Raw genomic sequence first — 24,052 nt, 5'->3', positions numbered from 1 at the left:
CCTCGAGTAGTAGATTTATATGATGGTAATTATTTCATTTTTTTGACTAAAGCAAGTTTAGTATTTCATTCGACTTTATTGACTCATTTTAATGCCTATTAAGGAAAATTGTCTCATAATTATATATATACGACAAAGTTATCCTAAAACCTTTTTTATTTTACAATATTTTCAGTATATAAAAGAAACCTCTGACTACAAAAACATTGATAATTATGAATTATACGGTGCTTGAGTCTAGCATTACGTTCCTTTTATCTTGACTATTCTAACGATTTGTATTTATAAACAAATGGACATAGCTACATTCAAGTTCATAGATAGTTTCAATACATTTACACATAGAATCAACCGAAGACCTATTATAGACTCTCGCATATATATACTTTGCAATTACTGCTCTTACTTGCTTCCAATTATGAATGATATTCTCTATTAATATGACTGCTTCTTTAATACTTGCATTTTCCTCTGAAAGCAATGAGACCTTATACTTTTCCACTTGTTTGGAATTAATGATTTGATTGAATCCAGCAATCAGATTATCCGACCATACGGATAATTCCGATTCATTTTGTGAGATCTGAATAAACCGCTTTTTAAACGTATTTATTTGTTCGATCCCATCAAATAAATCAATCTGCTTTTTGAGCATATTCCTTATGAAGATTGAACCATATTGTTTAGTCGTTTGGATGAACGCATCGCTACTATGGAGTAAGTTAAATGAATAAAAAGAAATATTCTCGTTTGTTGTTGATGATAATTGATTTACAAATCCCAAGTAAGAATTAGTCAGATCTGCATAGCTAATTATGCGGTGCTCATAACTCAGGTTATCCTTATGCCTATGCTCAATAATATTGAATGTCTGATCCATTTCTTTGTAGCCGTATACCAGAAGGGTGTGTTCCAGATGTTCCTTTTGATAGGTGTCTACCCGTATTGGCTCATAAAAGCAATCGATCCATATGATAGTAGGCATTCCATTATCAATAGCGGTTCTCAGATCGGCAACAACATCTTCGCATACCGCTTTAGTATTCATTTGAATGCCTTCAAACGCCATGAGTTCATCCACTTTGGCACATTGCACGTAGTCTGTCGTTAATTTTTGCGAGATTTCATCATATTCATATTTCACAACATCATTAATTAAAAAAGGTACGATGCTTCTTCCTAAGCTTCTAATAACAGGGAATGCCGAGTTGTAAAAACAATTCTTATAAAAGACATCATTAAATGGTTCGATGTTCTCTATAATCGTTGGAGTAACGCCATGTAATCGATACTCCTCCGTGTTGCCGATCGTGTCATGTTCATATGTTTTGTCGATAGCACCTGCTTCAATCTCAATATGATCCACGAATGCAGCTAATTGCTCAATCGTACTAATATCATCTAAATCTGAAAAATTGATAGGGATTCCCTTATTATGCAACTCGACTTCCATCCTTACCGCAATCAGAGAGTTGCCGCCTAATTCAAAAAAATCATCATGTATGCTTATTTCCCTAATTCCTAAAGCTGCTCCCCATGTTTGAGCTATTGCCCTTTCTGTATCCGAATAAATACCTTCACTTCGGCCGCTTATTTTGATGTCTTGAAAATTAACCAAAGTTACACTGGACTCAGAATTCACTTCACCAACCGTTACCCTTTTCACATCACTGCCAAGTATTCGATCAAAAGCAAACAAAGCTGTCTCCGTGTCTAATACTTTAAATGCTGAATCAAAATTTGCATGGTGTTCTACGGCCATCCCAATCTCTTTCCAACCCGCCCAGTTGATTGTTGTCGTCCTTTTCCCCTGCTTGTTTCTGTAGTATGAAAAGGTGTCCAGAAAGGAATTGGCAGCGGTATAATCACTCTGTCCCGCCCCACCCAAGAGAGCGGTTATGGATGAAAAGTTAATGAAAAAGTCTAAATTTTCGTCCTTCGTGAGCAAATCTATTATCCAAGTACCATGTACTTTGGGATAAATGACACGATTGAACGCTTCTTCCGTCTTACTTGCAACTAATCCGCCACCAGCCACTCCTGCAGTGTGTATAATTCCATTTATTTCTTGGTATCTGTTCTTTAAATCCAGTATGATCCACTTCATCTGATTGATATCAGAAACATCTGCAGCGTAACAGATTACTTCAGAGCCTGCTTTCTCAATTTCCAGGATGGTATTAATTCTGTTACACACCGATGTATCTTTGCTATTTTTTAAAATATCTTTCCATTCATCGCGTTCAGGAAGCATCGTTCTATTAATCAAAGCAAGCTTTACTTTATTTTTGGTTGAGACATACTTGCTAATTTCCAGTCCGATTGCTCCAAGGCCACCTGTTATAATGTAAACTCCATTTTCCTTTATCTTTTTGTTATCTTCATAAACTTCAATTAGCTCCTTATTTCCAAATACTTCATTGTATCGATTACCATTACGGTACGCCGTACAAAATTTTTGTCCGGCTTTGTTTATTTCGCGAAAGATGTCTTCTGCCAGAATGAACTCATCAATGTCGATACATCTGCATTTTAAGTGTGGCACTTCTTGCTCTATCACTTTACCGAGACCAATCATTGCAGCATTCTCAGGCTTAATGCACTTCTCATTTCCCGTTACTTCGTTAACATAGTTTGTTACCAATACGACTTCCATCGCTTGCTTTAACTCGCTTTTAATCATGGACTTTGCGAAATACAATAAACTATACATACCGTTTTTCATGGAATGATTAATCTGATCTAAAGTGTCAACTTGGGTATCCTTAGCATAAGAGCACAAGTGAATTAGTTGCGATATGTCATTTTCTTTTATGATTTGGGATAGTACCTCGTAGCCCTCCATGTCGCCAGTTATGATAAGACTGTGACCATCTATTCGCTTGCATTCTTTGCCTAAATCAACCTCAAATACAGTCCTGCCGATGGCTCTAAACTTTTGAGCTAACGCCTGACCTATGCCCAATTCATCTTTTAGAATTAAGATTCCACCATCTACATAACTATTTTTTTCATCCCCAATTTCCTCAAGCTTCCATGAAACATGACTAAATAAACGATCTTCATTTGCCTTCGCACTCATACCCTTTTGTAAAGTATTTTGGTTGAAACTCCGATTGCCTACATATGTCGAAGGGATTTCAATCCAGCTTTGGGTGCGTTCAAACAAGTAACCAGGTAAGCTTATTCTGGAAGGTTTTTTATTACTGTATAGCAAATCCCAGTCCATTTCCTCACCGTTCATGTATCGATTGCATAATTCATCTACAAGAAGTTCGTTCTCTGTTTTAATGAATGCGTCCTTTTTGGAACCAATAGAATTTCCTTCGTTATAATAAATCTCTTTCATTGCTTTGCTGCTCAAATCAGTATTGATTAAAGGCTTTAACTTTACTAGCAAATCACTGATTGATTCGGTTACGATTGCAAGTCTGTGATTCAAGTGATCCCTGCCTGTATGCAAGGTGAAGCAAACATCCTCCAAATTCAAACAGTCTCTGTTATTTAGCAAGAAAGCATAATAAGTTGAGATCGTATTTTTTAATGACTCAACGCTCTTGGCTGATAAAGTAAATAGAAAAGCACCCTCACTGCGCTTGCTTGTTTGTTCGATATTATGATCAGTTTCTTCAAGTACCACATGACAATTTGTACCGCTCATTCCAAAGCTGCTTACACCACATCTTCTCGGATTGCCGTCCGTATGCCAGTCCTCTAGCTCTGTGTTAATATATACTGGCGAGTTTTGAAGTTTTATTTTCGAGTTGGGACTGTTGAAATTTATGGAAGGCGGAAGTTTTTTATTTTTTAATGCCATTACCGCTTTAATTAAGCCAGCAATCCCAGAAGCGCAATCCAGATGGCCAATATTGGGCTTTACCGAACTTACAGCACAAAAGCTTTTTCTATCGGTGTACTTCATCAATGCATTCTGAATGGCTTGAATTTCAATAGGATCGCCCAATTGGGTACCCGTCCCATGCGCCTCGATATAAGTTAATGTCTCGGGATTAATTCCAGCATCTTTCCAAGCCTTATCTAATACATTTACTTGCCCTTGGGGATTTGGCGCCGTAATTCCAATCGACCTGCCATCATGGTTGACAGCGCTTCCTTTAATAATGGCATGGATACTATCTTTATCTTCGAGCGCTTTATATAACGGCTTCAGTACAATTGCGGCTACGCCTTCCCCAAAAGCTGTTCCACTAGCATTGTCATCGAATGTTTTCACCTTGTTGTCTGGTGCCGCTATACTTAATTTTGCTCCACCCTCCACAGGAAATAAATTTATGCTTACCCCCCCGACTATTGCCATGTCGCACTCGCCCGATTTAATTGCGCGACAAGCGGTATGCACAGCAACCAACGAGGACGAGCATGCTGTATTAATAACTACGCTAGGGCCAATCAAATCAAAAAAATGCGACACTCTACCTGGAATATACGATGACAAATTCAAAGGATAATAAATGGGATAGGATGAAGGCATTATTTCATCCAGAAGCTTGGTATACATCAGCTCTTTTGATAATCCAACGTATACTCCCGTTTTGCTTCCTCTAAGCATTTTAGAGCTATAACCAGCATCATAGATGGCATTACAGGCTGCTTCCAAAAATATTTTTTGATTGGGATCAATTAATTTAGCCTCATTGGGACTTATGCCAAAAAACTTATAATCAAATCTATCGATTTCTTCAAGGTATGGCATCCGTTCGTACTCCCATTTGCCTTCCTCTCGATAACTTAAATATTGATCAACATCTCTTTTTCTGCTTGGCGGTATAGTTCTAAAACATTCAACTTTATTAACGATATTTGACCAATAATCATTGTAGTCGTTTGACAAAGAGAATTTTGATGACATTCCTATTATCGCTATATCCTTCAAATTCACTTCTTCCATATTCCAACTGCTTTGGGATTTATTTTTTCTTATCCCTTCTATATTCAAGAGTTTTCCCCTCATTATTGTCTCCTTCACTTCTTCAATGATCAAAACGCTCGACTAAAGCCTCGATTGCCATTACATAATTATCCGCTATATATTTTGCAGATTCGTATGTTAGCTGTCTGCTAAACTCGCATAATAGATTTAATCCTTGAGCATCTACATCCACTTTAAAAATCACATCATACCAGTCCCATAAACTGTCCGTTGCGCATAAAAGACTTTTATCGGCAAATATAGGTACTATAGCAAATTTGTTATGTTGCCTTTTAATCTTCTTGACTTCGTTAATGTGATACGTATCGTATCTATTTTCATGCTGCACCATTTCCCGAACTGTATGCAAAAGTTCCTCTATACGTTCTATTTTGGTCAAGTTAATCGTTAAAGGACTTATATTGCCTTTTTCCTTCAACATCGTCTGAATGGTAACTTCCTCTTGATTTGAAATTTCTGCAAGCGAGTAGATGCACATGGATACAGCTATATCCATAACTTGAATATTCTCATGGAGAGCGATTGCTTTCATTTTATTAAAGAGAGGATCTATGATGCTAAGCTTAAACACATAGAAGTTACTTTCCGCTTCTCGATAGGTAAAATACGCTGGAGGCAAGATTATAGATTGAATTGAAATATTGTCTGCCTTGCTACTAACAACCGATTGAATTTTTTGCGCCAAAGCATATATGGTTGGATTGGAAAACATGTCTATCACCGTTAGTTTCCCCGGATAGATTTGATCCAACTTGTAATGAACTTTTAAAATTTTTAGTGAGTTGCCGCCAATATCAAAAAATCCGTCGTGAATTCCTATTGCTTCGTTCTCCAGAACGTCCATCCATATGTCTGCCAAGGTCTTTTCAATATCGTTTGTAGGAGCGGTGTATTCATGCGCTGAAACTTTAGATGTATCTAAATGTGAAAGTTTATTCCTATCAATCTTTCCGCTTGGAGTCAAAGGAAGCTCGTCTAATGGCATAAAATATGCAGGCACCATATATAAAGGCAACTTTGAAGCCAACTTTTGTTTTAATTCATGGATAGATATATGGATTCCGTCTCCAGGTACGAAGTAGCCTACTAACACGGTATTGTCGATATTTTCTTTTACTGCAGTCACAATACTTTTCTGTATTCCTTTTATTTCGTCCATAATCATTTCAATCTCGTTTAATTCAACACGCTGTCCTCTGATTTTAACCTGATTATCTTTCCTGCCAATGTATTCAATACTTCCATCCGGTAAAATCCGTCCAAGATCTCCACTTCTGTATACTCTTCCTTCATGCGCTAGAGGATTTGGTACAAATACGTTGGCTGTTGCATGAGGTAAGTTCCAATAACCAAGAGAAAGGCATTCACTGACATATATGATTTCACCTTCTTCGTAAGTTCTCGCTTCCTCATTATTCTCGTTGACAATTAACACATTCACTTCATCAATCGGATAGCCAGCTGATACCGTCTCACCCGAAAGTTCTATATGCTTGTCAACAAATTTAAATGTTGCTACCATTACTTCAGAGGCGCCCAAAAAATTTACTAGCAAACACTTGTCATTAAAATATTTTATATATTTTTCGGCATCAGTTTTCAGTACTGCTTCTCCGCCTAAAACAACTAAGCGCAAATGCTTTACGATCTCGCCTTCACTTAATTCATTAATGAAATATCTGTAAATTGTAGGTACGGAATGGAATATCGTAATCTTTTCTTTTTCCATAAACGTTGCCAAGTCTTTCAGATTCCCATCAGTTTTCAAATCAAATGGATATATAGTCCCTCCGGTAAGCAAGGTACTAAATATATCGATAATTCCCACTGCGTGGCTGTAGGAAGTGAGCAGCACCAACCTGTCTTCACTGTTAATATGCAGATTATTGATATAACTGCGCATCAGCTTTAGAAAATGAATATGATTTTGGACGACTCCCTTAGGTTTTCCAGTAGAACCTGATGTGTATAAAATAAATGCCGGCTGATCTGGATTAATATTTAGTCTGGGATTCTCACTTGGATTACTGTTAGATATGGATTCAATATTTACGATCTCAATGGAATCGCCATGTAAATCTTTTAGCTTTCGTGCAAGGCTTATCGTATTCGAGTTGCACAATACGATGTCCGCTCCAGAATCCTTCAGCATGTATGCTAAGCGTTCCTCCGGGAAATTCAGATCCAACGGTACGAATATTTTCCCAGATTTTACCACCCCCAATATTCCGATTATCATATCGGATCTATGCTCAAACAACAGCGCAGCGGTTGCGTTTGTATTTCCTCTGCTATCCAAAATGTATTGTGTAATTCGGTTGGCCCTCATGTTTAAACTACTGTAGCTCAATTCTCCTGAAAGGCTTTTTATAGCCGTTTTAAATGCGAATTTCTCGGCTTGCTTCTCAAAGCAATCCGCAATTGATATCCTCTCATTTACGAGTTCAAAATGTTCATACGGGGTTGCCATAAGTGTATTATTTCTTTGTCTCAAACTCGTTCTACTGAATATTTTATAATCTTTAATTAACTTTGCTGGTTGATCAGCTATTATTCCAAGCAGCTTTATGTATTCGCCCATCATGTATTCGATCGTTGTGTTTTTAAATATACTCGTACGGTAGGTACATAAAAAACGTATAATTCCATTGTAATCTGAATAATAAATGGTTAAGTCAGATGTCGTTGTTTTATTTTCAAATTCTAATGATGTAAACGAGAGATGATCACGATTATTTTCATTCAGTATTCGTTCGTCAGCAGCAAAATTCTGCGAGTTGAATATGGTGTCAAATAGCGGATTTCTTTCCTTATCCATTTTGATGCCAAGCCTGTGCAGCAACATGTCATATTGATAATCCTGATTGTCTATTGCATTGGTGAGGATATTCTTTACTTCCTCCACATATTCTGGAAAAGTTTTCATTTCATCAGGATTGCTTCTTATAGGCAACGTATTCACAAACATGCCTATTACATTTTGTACTTCGGGATGAGCCCTTCCTGCAGATGGTATGCCCACGATCACATCATCGGTGCTTGATACTTTTGACAACATTATTTTATATGCTGCCAGTAGAAGGGCAAACAAAGATGTGTTTTCCCTAGCTGCAAACTCCTTTAATTTCGCTCCTGTCTCTTCGCTAACGTTGCATTCAAATGATTCACCTTTGTAGTCCTTCATTCCCAGCCTTGGGAAGTCAATTGGAAGCTTCAACAAAGTCGGCTCTTTTCTGTACATTTCAAGCCAAAAATCTTCCTTCTTCTTCATCTCTACAGACTCTACCAATTTGTTTTGCCACTCAGAGAAATCTTTGTATTGCAACTTGATTGCTTGTAATTTCTGACCGTTGTATTGGCTTAAAAATTCTTTAATAAGAATACTTGTCGAAACGCCATCCGATATGATATGACTCTTATCATAAACCAAAATATGCGTATGATCAGAAAGCTTTAAGAGTCCGACTCTTAGTAGCGGAGCTTGACTCAAGTTAAACGGACGAATAAATTGTCTTAATACACCTTCTACATCATGCTCGCGAACTTCAATTTCACTAATTTCAAAATCAATAGCGGTATGAATTTTCTGAACTATTTCACCTTCTATCAATTCAAACGAGGTTCTTAATGCTTCATGTCTACATACGATCTCCATGAAAGCGTTATGTAACCGCTGCTTATCTAGTTCACCCTTAATAACAAATGCCCTCGAAATATTGTAACTTGGGTCTAGCCCCTCAAGTTGATTCATAATAAACATTCTTTTTTGAGCATATGTAGCTGGATAGTACTCTTTTTTTACTGCAATCTCTATACAGTTACGAGTACGATGTTCATGAGGCGTATATTCATTTTCCCAGACCTCATCCTCCTTCTGAAACTGTTCAAAAAACTTGCGTTGCTCGGTTGACAATCCTGAAATCCATTTCAAAATATCATTCATTAAATAACCATCCCTCTTTTTTCATGTTCTAATGGTGAATAATGGATCCCGCAGGAAAGCCGTGTTTCTGTTTCTTGTGCTCATTTCATGTCAACCTATTGGCCAATACGTACGAATTGCTTAGCTTCCAGAGACCTCAATACAGCGTTTTTTATTTTAATTGCCTCAATTGCAGATGAAATATCAAGGTAACTGCTTTTTTCGTTATTTTCTATGCAATGCATAATATGCTTGATTACTTCCTCATAATCATCTTTCATTTGTGGATTCAGTACTTCTTTGCTTCCATCGTTATAATAAATGACAAATTCCTCTTTAGTATGTTCTCCATACTGTGCATCAAATTTGATCGTTCCTCTTTCACAAATAATTTCAAATCCGATTAAAAACGGCGAACTTTTAGGTAGATTTGTATAACTTTCAATTTTAGCTATTTTATTCTCATAGTTTAGTGTAGTTACAACAATTGACTTATTACCCAAATCAATTCCATTCGAAAAAACTTCTTGAGGAAGTCCCATTATTTCTAGTAGAAAATCAAAATTATGAGTATGAAAGTCTGAGACATTTTTACTAAGACTTAGGTCGCCCCAATTAGGTGCAGTTTTATTATATGAACTAAAAGAAACCACTTCTCCTAGTTCGTTATTTTTTATTTTGTTTATAGCGATATTGTGTGGGGTAGAGAATTTAAAAAACAAATCCACAAAAACATCTTTATTGTACGCTTCCGCAGCTTTCTTTATTTCCTCAGCTTCCTCTAGTTGATAAGTTAAAGGCGTTTCGCAAAAAACATTTTTATTATTTTTCAACGCTTCAATCGCCCATTTAGCATGAAGTGAAGTAGGCAAACAAATATCAATTAAATCAATTTCCGAATTTTGAATGATCTCGTTGATAATCGTAGTCGTTTTAATATTGAACCTCTCTCCAATTTCCCCCAGCTTAACTTCGTCTCTTCCATATATAGCTATCAGTTCAAAGCCATTTATTTTTTTATACAATTCCGCATGATGTTTTCCAAATCCCGTTCCTAAAATCCCAACTTTTATCATTTAAACGCTCCCTTTTTTAAAGTATATTTAGAACTCATCCAAATGTATTCATTATACTATTATATAAACAAAACATCTATATAATGGAAAAAATCAGAAATTAAAAAGGGATTTCACAAAAAACAGCCTTCGTCCAGTAAATAACCGAACTAAGACTACTTTTGCTATCCTCAAACGGATATATCCATGTCAGCACTAATTTTGTCTTTGATTAAATTTCCAAGTAATCGGATGGTTTGATGCTCTAAAAATTCTTTATACGTTATATTTATGTTCATGAATTCCTGAATCTTGAATATAATTTTTGCTATCTTTAACGAATGTCCTCCGAGCGAGAAGAAATTGTGTGTAGCTCCTATATGGCTAACTTCAAGCACTTCTTCCCATATAGCCGCTAATGCTCGCTCCACTATATCATCTGGAGTTTGATATTCCGTTTCAGCATAATTTTGTCTTTCAATCATCGGAAGGTTCTTACGATCAACTTTTCCATGAGATGACAATGGCAATTCATTTAATTGTACAAAATGGCTTGGAATCATATGATCCGGAATCAATTCCCTTAAATGTTCTCTCACTTCCTCGGGATTAACGCCCGCCTGCTTTGCAGTATAATAGCAAATCAGTCCTATAAGGCCCGTTTCTTCCGTATAGTGGACTACCGCTGCCTCTTCTATAAGAGAACAGCTGACCACCGCCTTCTCAACCTCCTTCATTTCTACACGGAACCCTCGAATTTTTACTTGGTCATCTTTCCTTCCCATATATTCGAACATTCCGTCAGGCCTAAGGTAACCTAAGTCTCCAGTACGATAAAGCTTCTCTCCTGACTGCGGATGGACAGTAAAGGCGTAATCGGTCAGATCAGGCCTATTCCAATATCCATTTGTAATCCCTGCACCACCAATGCAAATCTCACCTTGCGTATTAAATCCAGCAATCTGGCCTTCACGATTCAGAATGTATACATGAGTATTTGATATCGGTCGTCCCAATGGAATCCGCAGTTGTCTAGAATCAGGCTTTCCCGCGATGATATAATTGATTGCATAGGCCACTGACTCTGTCATACCGTAAATATTAGCTAGTTTCGCCTTGTTGAAGATCGTGTACCATTCCTGTACCATATTTACCGGCAAAGCCTCTCCGCCGCAAAAGACCCATATTAAATCGGGCAGGGGATTATCCTCGCCCTTTCTACGTGCAACACTTAAAAAAACACCTAACAGGGATGGAACAAATTGAGTCACTGTTACCCTATTATTCTTTAGACAATCATACAGTTTCAAAGGGTCTTTAACTGTATCTGAAGGGATAATAGTCATTTGCGCCCCTACAATCAATGGCCAAAAAAATTCCGCAACTGAATCAGTAAAGCCCATAGTCGTCTTTTGCGCCAATACATCATGTTCACTTAAAGGATATTCCTCTTGAAGCCACAACAACGAATTGAGCGCTGTCTTATGTGTAATCATAACCCCTTTGGGACTTCCTGAAGATCCGGAGGTATACATGACATACGCCAAGTCATCTTCTACAGCGATCAACTCCAAATCGTCGAACGAAACAGATTGGCTGGAAGCTTTCAGCAACTGATAGGAATCACTGGCTATCTCTCGTTTGTATATTGAAATAGCTGTAGTTAATTCCTCAGTTTCGTCTATGCAGATCACTGTGTCTATACTATTAGGCAAAACATTAATCATCGATTCAAAATATCTTTCTTCCATGATCAGCACTTTACAGCCACTATCGATAAGCATATACTCAATCCGCTTTTGTGGATAAGCGGGGTCTATAGGGACATACGCGCCTCCAGCTTTTTGTATGCCCAGAATTGCAGCCAGCAACCTCGTTCCCCTGTTTACTAAAACAGCAACCAACTGATTGGGTTGAATGGCGTATTCACGCAGAAGGTTTCCTATTTGGTTCGATTGGGTATGCAATTCTTTATAAGTCAGCCGCTTATTATCTTCAACAATACATACTGCATGTGGGGTCTTGTCCACTTGCATGGTAATTAGTGAAGGAATCGTGGAGCCTTGGGGGCGATCTTTTGATGTTTGATTAATTTTGCTAATAACTACTTTCTCTTCTGTAGATAGATAATCAATGTCCCGCAACAGCTGATCCGGGTTCTTTGCAACATTGACAATAATACGATAGAAATTTTCGGCAATACGACGCATCGTAGCAGCCATAAACAAATCCGTTGCATAATTGAGTGTAATCACCATTGAGTCATCAACTGTTTCAACAATTACCGTTAGATCGAACTCATTGATCTCCGCTCTATCCCCAACTTGGATCTTTTCGAACATCCTCCCGCCGAAATCGGATTCTCCACTGAAACTGGAAGCAAAATTGATTAATACATCAAAAAGAGGCGCCCGATTCATCTGGCGAGAAATGTTGAGTTCCTGCAGCAATTTATCAATGGGATAATCCTGATGAGCATATGCTTCCACACAATTTATTTTCACTTGCTGCAAAAAATCAGAGAATTTACCCCCGACCTCCAGGTGGTTTCGCAGCACAATCGTATTTACGAATAAACCAATTAAGTTTTTGTCATGTTTATTGCTTCTGCCTGAAATCGGAGTACCGATAACAAACTCATTTTGATTCGTTAGCTTGCTTAATAGAATGTTAAGACAAGCGACTATTGCCATAAACATAGTGGTTCCATATGTTGTATTCAACTGTTTAAGTCTTTTACATACTTCCGGCTCTACAACGATCTTCTCCACCCCGGATGATGTTGTCCTGTTAGTGGGCCGAACAAAGTCGAGCTGCAAATCAAGAATTGGCAATTCACCAGCAAGTTTCTCTCGCCAATAATCACCATGCTTCCGGAACTTCCCCTTGGATACCATTTGATTCTGCCAATGCGCATAGTCAACATACTGAACCGGCAACTCTGGCAGTATGACAGGCACATCGTCCCTTAGAGCCTGATAGATCGTGAAAAGCTCATGAAAAAACAAGTTCATAGACCAGCCATCTTCAATAATATGATGCATACAAATATAAAAAATATAATCATCTTCTGCAAGTTTGATTAAGCATGCTCTCAATAAAGGCCCACGTTCTAGATCAAATGGTTTTTCAGTAAGAGCTAACTGCTCTTTTTGCGCTTCAGTCCATCTCTTTTCCTTATCCAAGACTGAGAGGTTGATCACAGGAATCTCTACATCCAAACGATGTAAAATAATCTGCCTCGGCTCTCCATTTACTATTGTAAATATAGTACGTAGGATATAATGCCGTTCAATTATTTTATGTAGTGCAAGATTCAAGTACTGGTCATAGACATGCTGATTAATCCGAATTGCGATCGCTTGGTTCAAAACACTGCTTCCTGGACTCATATGTGACTGAATCCAGAAGCGCGTTTGTCCATGTGACAGTTCATAAGTATGCCGCTCATCCATGCATTGCAACCTCCATTTCTATATTGATGAGAACTGTTTATGATTACAATTCAACTACTTTTTCTTATACTGGCAATGCAGTTCACAAAATCATCTATCGTTTCAAACTTTTCCATTACTAGGAATTCATCAGGGATTTCAATTTCATAAGCGGATTCTAGTGCAACAATTAACTTAATAAAAATAATTGAATTTACCCCATTGTCTGTTATCCGATTATCCAACATTATATCTTCAGGAAGCTCCAACAATTCCTTTATAATTCGTACTACATCTGCCTTAATTTGATTTATCATTCTGTTCCCCCAGTATGTTTAGTGCATAGCTAAATACGTCGGATCCGGCTTGACTAGCTGGATCCGTTACACCCGGATTTATGAGAAGGCTATGCACAAACACATAGACCTCCCCTGATTTTGGTTTGTAAATAGGTATCACGCTATTATGGATTTTATTTTACAGGCGGCTTGTTCTTATGATTCCAAAATGGCAATCGTCCTTGTACGTCGTCAATAACTGAAGAGAAGCCTGGTACTAATGACTTAAAAAATCCTGCACAATGATGAGCTTTTTGATATTCAAAATCATCCATTAAAACCAAATGAACCTTCCTAATATTGTAATGAGGAACAGCAGGGAACAAATGGTGGACCAGATGGTAAGAGTTTTGGTGAGGATGGATAATAACTCTTTCAAACCAGTTGCCAAATGAGTTTCTAGTTGCGAAAATTTCCTGCTCATTCTCCAGACCTGCATGTTCTGCCATTTCAGCCCAGTATTTAATGATTTGCAGCGTCGTCAAGAACGGAACAACCCAAAATAAAATGAGTTCTTGCCAAAACCCGAATACAATGGAACTCGCTATTATAAGCAAATAGTATAAGTTGCGAATAATTCCATCAAAACGCAGTTCATCTTTAGAGTACATCGTTACTTTAATCATCCCAAGAATGTAACGTGGGACATGAAAAAGGAACAACGGTTTTATAAGATGGCGTAAGAAAAATTCCATGCGGTTTTTCGGGGGCTGATCTAGACCGAATATTCGATATCGAATCAAGTCTGGGTCCTCTTCGCTCCATAGATACTTATGGTGAGTCATATGTCCTTTACAGTATGCGCTATAGGAAATCATGATCGGAAATGCACAGAACAAACATGCAACCCACTTGTTAAGTTTACGGTTTTTAAAAAGTATGTTATGGCTGGATTCATGCATCATGATGTCTAAGCCACGCATGCGACTCCCAATAATAATAATAGCGATAATATACATCCATATAGTCGTAAATATGTAATAATATATCATGATAAGCGAGAAAATAATCAGCCAATCAAGTGCTATGGCAAAAATATTGTACCAGTTATTTTTTTGCTGCAACAAGCGAATTTTTTGGATAATTTCAGACGAAAAACGATGTTTTTCTAATACCCGCGGTGTACTGACATTGTGATTGATGTCCACAATTATTCCTCCAATTCTCAATCATTTGAGATTTCAACTTATATATTCGAAATAGACGAGGCAATGAAAATTAGTAGAGACATGATTGCATATTTACGAATCTTCCCTTATTTACTCTCTCCGAGACTAGCATCAGGATACTTCGAATAAAGGGAAAAGCTCGTGTGTACACGTATTGGTGAGTATTTGATTGAATCGCTCCCGCTGAAGTTCTTTCGTTGTCAATTTGGTCTCTAGTATCGACCTAAGCATATCTAGAGCGAACTGCAATTGATCGATTGTCGGTTCTGTATTCGACTGAATCAACTGATCCCTTAAGTCCACAAGTTTGTTATAGGGAATCACAACGCCCGTCTCATAATGCTCATTATCCCAATTCCGATTTTGAGTCGAGACTGCAACAGCAATGCATTTGGAAATAAGACCCATCCCGTCCGGATGGCTCTCTATGCCTGCTTCACGAATAGCTCCGATTTCAAATGGATGTTCGAAAGACACGGACTGATGGACTTTGGAATAACCCGTTAGCAGGTTTTTCAACACTTTTTTTGGTCCAACTTCAATAAAGGAATGTACGCCTTGGTTCAGCATGTATTGAATACTATTATGCCATTGGACCGGCTTGAATAGCTGGGTCGTCAAATTGGAGACAATGTAGTTCGAATCAGAATACGGCGTAGCCGTTACATTAGAAATAACAGGATATGCAAATTTGCCATACGAGCAGCTCTCCAGTTCATCACGCAGCCCGGCGAACGCTGAATACATTAGCGGCGTATGGAACGGCGCGCTAACCTTCAGGGCTATCGTCTTCACGCCTTTGGCACTGAGCTTTTCCTTGACGATGTCCACTGCTGCAGTGTGTCCTGACACAACGATTTGATCGTGAGAGTTATAATTGGCAACGACTACCATGGATCCATAGCCGGTGGACACCTCTTCACAGACCGCTTCAACTTCCAGATCGCTAAGGCCGATGATTGCCAGCATGGCCCCTTCATTGGAAACGACTGCATCTTGCATAAGCAATCCGCGTTTGCGGACAATTCGTAGCGCATCCTCAAACTTGATGGCTCCTGTGCATGTAAGTGCTGAAAACTCTCCAAGGCTGTGCCCCGCCGCAAAGGTCGGAGTTAATCGGAGTTCCTGCAGCAACACGCGAAAGGCTGCCACACTAGCGGTCAAAATTGCTGGTTGGGCATTGAAGGTCATAGTCAACTCGTCCATCGCACCTTCAAAACAAAGGGATGACAGATTAAACTCCAGTACTTCGTTGGCCTCCTCGAACGTTTCCCTAGCAACCGCATATTGTTCGTATAAACTTTTGCCCATCCCGATATATTGCGAACCCTGACCCGGGAACAACAATCCAACTTTACTCATGTATACACACTCCCCAAATAATAATCCGCAACCTTATAAAGAACCATTACCGTTTTTCGTAAAGCGTTTCATCACACCAAACATACTTAGTACCATTCCATTCCGTAGCAGAACGTACGTCTGGAAAAAATCCACTGCCTAATGTATTTGCGCTCGTATTGCATAATACCGGAATGCCACTCAAGCGCTCATATTCTTGAAGAAGCTCATATATTCGCTCGTTATCGTTCGGGCCGACCGTTTGAAGCCGGGCCGTACCATCCAGATGGCGAATGGCAGGAATTCGTTCGGCCCATTCATCACGAAGCTTGTGGTCAAACAACATATAAGGGTCGCGTGTACCCGGCGAAAATATCATCGATGCACGTTTCTCCAAACAGATTGGAGAGACTGGCCGGTAGCCTTCCCTACACTTAATTTCGTTCATCCGGTCTTTCATTTGGGGCTGTACAGCAGCGGCGAGGATGCTTCGATTTCCTAAAGCCCGCGGCCCCAGCTCAGCGTTTCCGCTCAAAAAAACGACAGGATCTTGGGTAACATGAAGTAGCGAAGCTAATTCATGAATGGAGCAGTTCCTGCTGCTCCAACCCTCCGCCGGCTCATTCTTCACTATGGCAGGTCCGCTGTACACGGACCAGTCGAGGCGAACTTTGCCGGTTTGCTTATATCTCTCGCAGCACGCCACCCCAATTGCCGTCCCCGTATCATTCGTGAATGGGGAAACAAACATCTCATCAAACAAACCGCTGTTCCGAATCGCACTATTCCATTTAATATTCAGCGAGCATCCGCCAACAAAACCAAAATACCGGCTCTTTCGTCCGTGCTTGCGAATTCTCTCGTTTAGACAGTTGACCAGCATCCGTTCGAGATATTGGTGAAAGGATGCTAATACATCGGCATGTGGGATTCCTTGTTCGGTAACTTGTCGTTGTACCTCTTGAGAAAATGTCCAGCTAAACTCCAGTGAAGGTGAAAAATGTTTTTCATAAACACGTCCAAACATTTGAATTAAATCTTCCCGTACTTGTCCAAGCGCAATATACGCCATTACCTTCCCTGCAACCGATAGGTCATCTACCCGTGGGCCTGAGCCCTCGTTAAAAAATGGTTTAAAATGCAGCGAGAACAACGAGTAGATATTTCCCATAAACATGAACAAAGGACCTAAATTCTCGAGCTTGCCTTGAGCGGGATCGAAATAATAGAGACGGGGATACATCCCACCGTCATATACAAGCATATAGCAAGGATCACTCTTCTCCGAAAACGGACTCGCACAATACGTGCTGAAGATATGTGTCGTCGAGTGCAAATAGCTCGTATATGCTAACGATTGTCCGTCGATGATAAAGCCATTTCCCTCGTAAGTCTTTAGTGAATCAGCAGACAGTGAAGCTTCCCGGTAAGGGGCAACGATCACGTTCAACTCGGTTCCGTTGGAACGTACTCTGACTTCGCTCTCTTTTAACCCCGCCCATCCGTCAATGCTATAAAGATTAATGTCCGAAACCCCATAACCGTTCATGCCGAGTACTTCAGTAATAAAGTTTGTATCCGGGATTTCACTATAACGTTTATTATTGTTGAACTTCTCTACTTCATGACTGAAAACGAGCCTATTGTCCTCAATAACTGCTATACAGCCGTCATGTGTCAATTTAATACCACAATATAACATCCTTACGCCACTCCCTACCTATATTTGATAGAGCTACACGTCCTTGAAGAAGATCCAGATCATAGCCACGGCATCTCACTTATCCAAAATGTCGCGGCAAGAGAGGGATGTCGTCCATGTCGTCAGTCTCCTCAAAGACCGTTCCTTTTGCTTCATCGATCCATCGGCTCAATCCATGCACGGTCGGTTCCTGGAAAAAGATATTAATAGGCAGATCAACCGATAGTCGCTCATTAATTTTGGTCACGACGCTCATGAGCATCAAGGAATCTCCGCTCTCGAAAAAGTCAGTATGCACATCAATATGTTCCAGCCCGAGCACCTCACCCCATATTTGTCCCAAAATACGTTCCGTTGGTGAATCGCCCTCAGCTCCGTGCAGCGTTACCTTAAGCTCGAATTGTTTTCTTATGTTCGATTCAGCTATCTCTTTGTGCGGCTCCAAAGTCGCATACAATAATTCTTCGAAAGCGACAAATTTCGCTCCCAGTTCAATGTTGCGCTGCAAGCTGTCATGAATCGCCTCGTTAGATTGCATGACTCTCTTCAGTTCTTGATAGGACTCAAGAATTTGTCCCGAAGGGGCATCATCGAAGCGACTGCTTACCGGTTCAATCCATTCCTGAGTCAACGAAGAGGAGAATTGAATATTTAACAACGACAACGCTTGAACCAACCGTTCAATTCGAATATTTGCTATTGCGACCTGCGTCATTTGGTACTTAAACACCCGATCCAATAATAGCCCATACTCGTCTCGAGAAATCGGAAACGACAATTCGTGATCCGACATTTGATTAGAAGTTGCACCCATTTCAAAAAAGGACCAATTGATGGCAGTCATCTCAATCCCGCGACGGCTTTGGTAGTGGACATATTGGTCCATAAACGCGTTGGCTGCAGCGTAGCCGCTGAGTCCAGCACCGCCAAGAACTGAAGCGAATGAAGAGAACAATAATACAAAATCCAACTGTTGGTCTTTCGTAACTTCATTGAGTACCCATGTTCCTGCGATTTTCGATTCCATATTCCGGAGAATCGCAGTCCGGTCCTGCTGTTCAATACGTCCTTCCTCCAGATGCATGGTAGCGTTAATGACTCCATGGACCTGTCCGAACCTGTCTTTCACATCATTCATCACTTTTCTCATAGCGACTTCATCGGTTATATCGGCTGCATAGTAGCAAACTTTCGAGCCTAACTCTTCCAATGCCAATAGATTTCGAATTCTTTCCCCAGCCTGCGGATTATCGTTATTCCTTAATACCTCGTCCCATTGTTCTCGAGACGGAAGCGGCAGGCGATGAATAATGACAAACGTTACGCCGACTCGCCGGGCCAAATATTTGCACGTCTCCATCCCGACAACCCCAACACCACCGGCAATAAGATAGACCCCTTCTTCCCTCACTTTAATTTCTTTACGCGGAAGCTTGGACAATTCTACTCTTTCCAGCTGCTGCGTATACCTTACATCGCTTCTCCATGCCACTACCTGATCACCCGCATGTTGGCCGGGTGCCAATTCTCGCATAACCTCCGAAGCCGACTCTTCCGCTGTCCGTCCGATCGTCTCGATATCTATGCTGCTAAAACGGTACTCTGCAAACTCTTGCGCCGCCACTTTCATCATTCCCCATAGCGAAGCCTTTTCCGGGAAGATGTACGTATCATCTTTATTTACAAGGTTCGCATAGTTGGAGACAATTTTTATATCAAGAGACTGTTGAACCTCATACACCTTTAATGCATGTAATAGATGGAACAGACTAAGCACGCCTTTTTCCTGGCTAGCATGCAGATCTTGCAAGCTTCTCAGGCTGCTGCGAATGTCCGTGCACGTCCACAAATGAATGATTCCGCGAAGATGCCGCAACGAATCGCAGTCGGCTAACTCCGCTACAAGTGTTAAGTAATCCTCAGGCGAAGCCGGGTTAATGCGATACCGAAAAGCGGAAACTTTAGCAAAACCATCTGCGGCTTCGACCAAAATCGAATCCTTACCTAACGTACTCGCCCGATCGTTCATTGCCGCGGCAATTCCTTCATCGTCGGCCAAAATCAACCAAGGGCCTTCAACGGTCTGGCTCTGTTCGACCGGTTCCAACGGCTTCCGTACCCATTGCATCTGGTAGAACCAATTGTCAATCGCCTGCGAAGATGCCTGCACCCTTATCGTTGCCTGTACCGCTTCCTGTTCCGGTACATAATCGAACCAGTGACGTTTACCCGAGAACGGATAGAACGGAAGAGGAACCCGGCGTCTCTGATCCGCTGTATATAAATATTCCCAGTTAATTTCACTCCCGAGCATGTACTCTTTCACTACAGTGTTAACACTGTAGTCGGAATCGGCTACAGTGCGTTTCTCGACTCTTTTAGACAAAAAAGTATAATAGATGCCTTGCTCTTTCAATTTGTCGCGACCTGCTTCGCTCGTACTCCCGAAAATGTCTAGCTTTGCTTGCAATTCCTCAAGACTCGTTACGATAATAGCAAGACGGTATGTATAGTGCCCCCGGCCGTAATTGCTCGTAAAGCATATATCAGTAAACGAACTGTCCGTTTCGGCTAAATAAGTGCGGTAGCAATCCACCAATTGAATAAACGATTCTTTGCTCTTCGCCGACAGCGTGAACAGATGCGGCACGGGTTCCAGTTCTTTCTGACTCCGGGAAATGCCGACATCCTCATATTCTTCCAGAATGACGTGGCAATTTGTTCCGGCAATTCCGAACGCGCTGACACCCGCCCGCCTAGGCGTATCTTCCATCGTCTCCCAAGGGATCAGTTCCGTATTTACATAAACCGGTGAGTCGATGAAAGCGATATGCGGATTCGGTTCATTAAAATGCAAAGTTGCAGGTATCTGCTTATGTTTCAAAAGGAGCACAGATTTGATCAACCCGGCGATACCAGCAGCGGTGTCAAGATGCCCGATATTGGTTTTCACCGCCCCCAGCGCGCAAAATTGACGCTCATCCGTATAACTTCTAAAGGCATTCGAAATGCCCTCGATCTCTATAGGATCTCCCAGTCTGGTTCCAGTGCCGTGAGCTTCAAAATACGTGACGGTGTGGGGTGGAACTCCCGCGTTGCGCCATGCCTCCTTGATCAGCTCGGTTTGAGCCAATGCGCTTGGTGCCGTGATTCCATTGGATCTGCCATCGGAATTCATAGAGCTGCCCTTAATAACGGCATGAATATAATCCCCGTCTTTCTTTGCCTTCTCCAGTGTTTTTAGAATGATGACGCCGCATCCCTCACCCCATACGGTCCCGTTAGCCGCAGCGTCGAAAGTACGTGCTACTGAATCAGGAGATGCTATGCCGATATCTGCAAGCCCTTCGTCAATCGGGAATAAGGTGAGATTCAAGCCCCCTGCGATAGCCATCTCGCAATCGCCTGTTATCAGTCCTTTTATAGCATGGTGTACGGCGGCTAGCGATGCCGAGCAAGCCGTATCAATTAAGTGGCTGCCGCTTGAGAGATTCAGCATATATGCAATCCGGCTCGCAATTACAGATAGGGTATTTCCAGGTAAAGCATATGGCTCCATCTCTTGAATGAGCTTTAAGTAGTCAGCGTCGGTATCGCCGACATACACCCCGGTACGGGAACCGTAGAGCTCTTTCTCGGAATATCCAGCATTCTCGATGGCTTCCCACGTGACTTCAAGAAATATGCGCTGGAGAGGATCCATGCATCGCGCCTCTACCGGCGTAATATTAAAAAATTGAGCATCAAAAAGATCAACGCGATCCAAATATGCACCTCGACGATAGTTCAGGTCAGGGGCATGACGCTTTCCCTTAAAGTAGTCGCGTATTGGACGATCTACATCCTGTTTGCGGTTCTCGGGAAAATCACGAATCGAGTCTACTTCATTGGCCATGTTTTTCCAAAACTCATCCGTTCCATTCGCACCCGGAAACCGGCAGGACATTCCGATTATGGCAATATCGTCAACCTTAATCGTTTTGGATTGATTCTCGAAAAGTTCCTTTATCATCGGCAAAGCATCCATTTTAGAGAGATTTTTCGCTGCAACCTGGGCTAATAAGTAATTCTGAACCAGCTTCACTGCATTATCCCTCCTTAAGACTATTCAGTGCGTTCATGGATTGAGACACATCGATGGATCCACTCTCAATTTGATCCAGCAGACTCATCAGATCCTGATCCAGTTTATCATCGCCATTATTCCGATTCTCAAAATGATCAAAGTACGCTGTGATGGTAGGATAGGAGAAAAGATCGGCAACCGTTACGTCATGACCCAGCTCCTGTTTAATTCTGCGATGCAATCGAACGATCGAAATCGAAGTGCCCCCAATTTCGAAGAAGCTGTCATGTATACCAATATCGTTCTCATCTTTGTTCAATATATTGGCCCATATGCGTGCCATCACTGTCTCTTTCTCATTGCGAGGGGCTGCATATTCAAAGGTTCGTGTCGTGCGCCCCTCCATCTTAGGCAAGTTTTTACGATCAATTTTGCCGTTGGACGTCAGCGGCATTTCGTTCAATTCGATGAAATGAGAAGGAATCATATAATCCGGCAGAATCGTCTTTAACGATTCCAGCAAATCGTTTACTTCCAGCCCAATTTCACTCGAGGTAAAATAGCATAAGAGACTCTTAACCCCGTATGAGTCCTCCTCGGAAATAACCGCCGTCTCCTTGACCAAATGGAAATCTGACACTGCCCGCTCAACTTCTTTTAGCTCTACGCGAAACCCTCGAATTTGAACCTGATCGTCTTTCCGTCCCAAATATTCGAGTACTCCGTCCGAACGCAATAGTCCGAGGTCCCCTGTCCTGTATAGGTTTTCTCCTGTCGCCGGATGCTTCGTAAAAGCCTTCTCGTTTAAATCGGCTTTATTCCAATATCCCTGCGTAAGCCCTGTTCCACCAATGCAAATCTCTCCTTTCCCATTAAAAGGGCAAAGCTGGCCCTGATGATCAAGAATGAAAACTCTCGTATTGGAAATCGGTCTCCCCAGTGGGATTCTTAATACGCCCTCCGCTGGCCTATTCTCGATTACGAAGTTTGTTGCATAGATGGCCGACTCAGTCATACCGTATATGTTAGCAATCTTCGCATTTCCAAACGTGTCGAACCAATCCCTGACCATATTCACGAGCAGCGCTTCGCCACCGTTGAACACCCATTTCAATGCCGGAAGCGGATCACCCGAAATTTCGGCCTTGACTTCATCCAAAAAGAGGCTCATCTGTGCTGGTACAAACTGCGTGATCGAGACTTCATCCTTCAGAAGCTGTTCGTACAGCTTACGAGGGTCTTTAACAGTTTCACTTCGAATTATGGAAATGTTCGCACCGTATATCAGCGGCCAGAAAAATTCCCACACTGAGTCAGTGAAGCTAGCCGATGTCTTCTGGGCTATCACATCCGTTTCCGTTAATTGGAACGTCTCCTGAAGCCAAAAGAGAGTATTTAAGACCGCTTCGTGAGAAATCGTTACCCCTTTCGGCTCCCCGGTAGACCCAGAGGTATAAATAACGTAAGCAAGATTTTGCTCGCTGGCCAGACACGTCCATGCCCCATTATCCTCCGACTCGATATCTGCCCGTTGGTAAACCAAGTAACGATCCGACTGAATAGAAGTATGATCTAGACATACAATTACCGAAACTGTCTCGGGTAAGAAACCGATGAGAGCTTCCAGGTTGGCGGAATCGGTTACCAGTACTCGACAAGCGCTGTCATGAAGCATATATCGAATTCGTTTCTCCGGGTAATTTGGATCGATAGGGACGTATGCTCCTCCCGCTTTCAATACTCCGAAAACAGCTGTCAAGAGCCCCATTCCTCTTTCCGTCATAACTACCACCAACTGGCCCGGCTCAACACCTGCACGGTTCAGAATTCGGGCAATACGGTTCGACTCCTGCTCAAGCTCGCGATAAGTCATGCTGCTATCCATATCTTTGATTGCAATCCGTTCTGGAGCTACAGACGCTTGCCGCGTAAACAGTTCGGGAATTGTCCCCCTCTCCGTATACACCTTGTAGGTGTTGTTCATTTCAGCAATAACGCGTTTCTCTTCTTGCGTTAAAATTTCAAAATTGTCAAGGTTCAGTTCCATTTCGATTACCTACTTTGCAAATTTTCT

At 41.1% G+C, this 24,052-nt stretch carries 10 protein-coding genes; all 10 read right to left on the bottom strand.

The genetic code is table 11. The annotated features are described in order from the left end of the window. Positions 1 to 268: 268 nt before the first annotated feature. Positions 269 to 4,972, bottom strand: a complete 4,704-nt coding sequence (locus BW961_RS15495) for an SDR family NAD(P)-dependent oxidoreductase (RefSeq protein ID WP_068579288.1) — start codon at positions 4,970 to 4,972, stop codon at positions 269 to 271. A 19-nt stretch (positions 4,973 to 4,991) separates the two neighbouring features. Continuing rightward, entirely contained in the window at positions 4,992 to 8,894 is a 3,903-nt protein-coding gene (locus BW961_RS15490) for a non-ribosomal peptide synthetase (protein WP_068579285.1), read from the bottom strand. A gap of 95 nt (positions 8,895 to 8,989) precedes the next feature. Further along, complete coding sequence (locus BW961_RS15485) at positions 8,990 to 9,949, bottom strand: Gfo/Idh/MocA family protein (RefSeq protein WP_068579283.1); 960 nt, start codon at positions 9,947 to 9,949, stop codon at positions 8,990 to 8,992. A 170-nt stretch (positions 9,950 to 10,119) separates the two neighbouring features. After that, positions 10,120 to 13,383 (bottom strand): non-ribosomal peptide synthetase, encoded by a 3,264-nt coding sequence (locus tag BW961_RS15480; protein WP_068579281.1) that lies wholly within the window; start codon positions 13,381 to 13,383, stop codon positions 10,120 to 10,122. Positions 13,384 to 13,433: 50 nt separating this feature from the next. Continuing rightward, complete coding sequence (locus tag BW961_RS15475) at positions 13,434 to 13,679, bottom strand: acyl carrier protein (RefSeq protein WP_068579278.1); 246 nt, start codon at positions 13,677 to 13,679, stop codon at positions 13,434 to 13,436. Between the two features lie 155 nt (positions 13,680 to 13,834). Beyond that, the gene (locus BW961_RS15470) at positions 13,835 to 14,848 is read right to left on the bottom strand and encodes a fatty acid desaturase family protein (RefSeq protein WP_244555970.1); all 1,014 of its coding nucleotides are present in this window, start codon (positions 14,846 to 14,848) and stop codon (positions 13,835 to 13,837) included. Between the two features lie 132 nt (positions 14,849 to 14,980). Further along, positions 14,981 to 16,231 (bottom strand): ACP S-malonyltransferase, encoded by a 1,251-nt coding sequence (gene fabD, locus BW961_RS15465; RefSeq protein ID WP_068579275.1) that lies wholly within the window; start codon positions 16,229 to 16,231, stop codon positions 14,981 to 14,983. Between the two features lie 46 nt (positions 16,232 to 16,277). After that, complete coding sequence (locus tag BW961_RS15460; RefSeq protein ID WP_068579272.1) at positions 16,278 to 17,912, bottom strand: carbamoyltransferase N-terminal domain-containing protein; 1,635 nt, start codon at positions 17,910 to 17,912, stop codon at positions 16,278 to 16,280. Positions 17,913 to 17,991: 79 nt separating this feature from the next. Further along, a complete protein-coding gene (locus BW961_RS15455) occupies positions 17,992 to 21,996 on the bottom strand; it encodes a type I polyketide synthase (protein WP_068579269.1) in 4,005 nt (1,334 codons plus the stop codon). Positions 21,997 to 22,000: 4 nt separating this feature from the next. Further along, positions 22,001 to 24,025, bottom strand: a complete 2,025-nt coding sequence (locus BW961_RS15450; RefSeq protein WP_068579266.1) for a non-ribosomal peptide synthetase — start codon at positions 24,023 to 24,025, stop codon at positions 22,001 to 22,003. Positions 24,026 to 24,052 lie beyond the last annotated feature (27 nt).

Source organism: Paenibacillus macquariensis (genome assembly GCF_900156375.1).
GTDB classification, from domain to species: Bacteria; Bacillota; Bacilli; order Paenibacillales; family Paenibacillaceae; genus Paenibacillus_AQ; species Paenibacillus_AQ macquariensis.
This window is presented reverse-complemented; position numbering and strand designations above follow the sequence as displayed.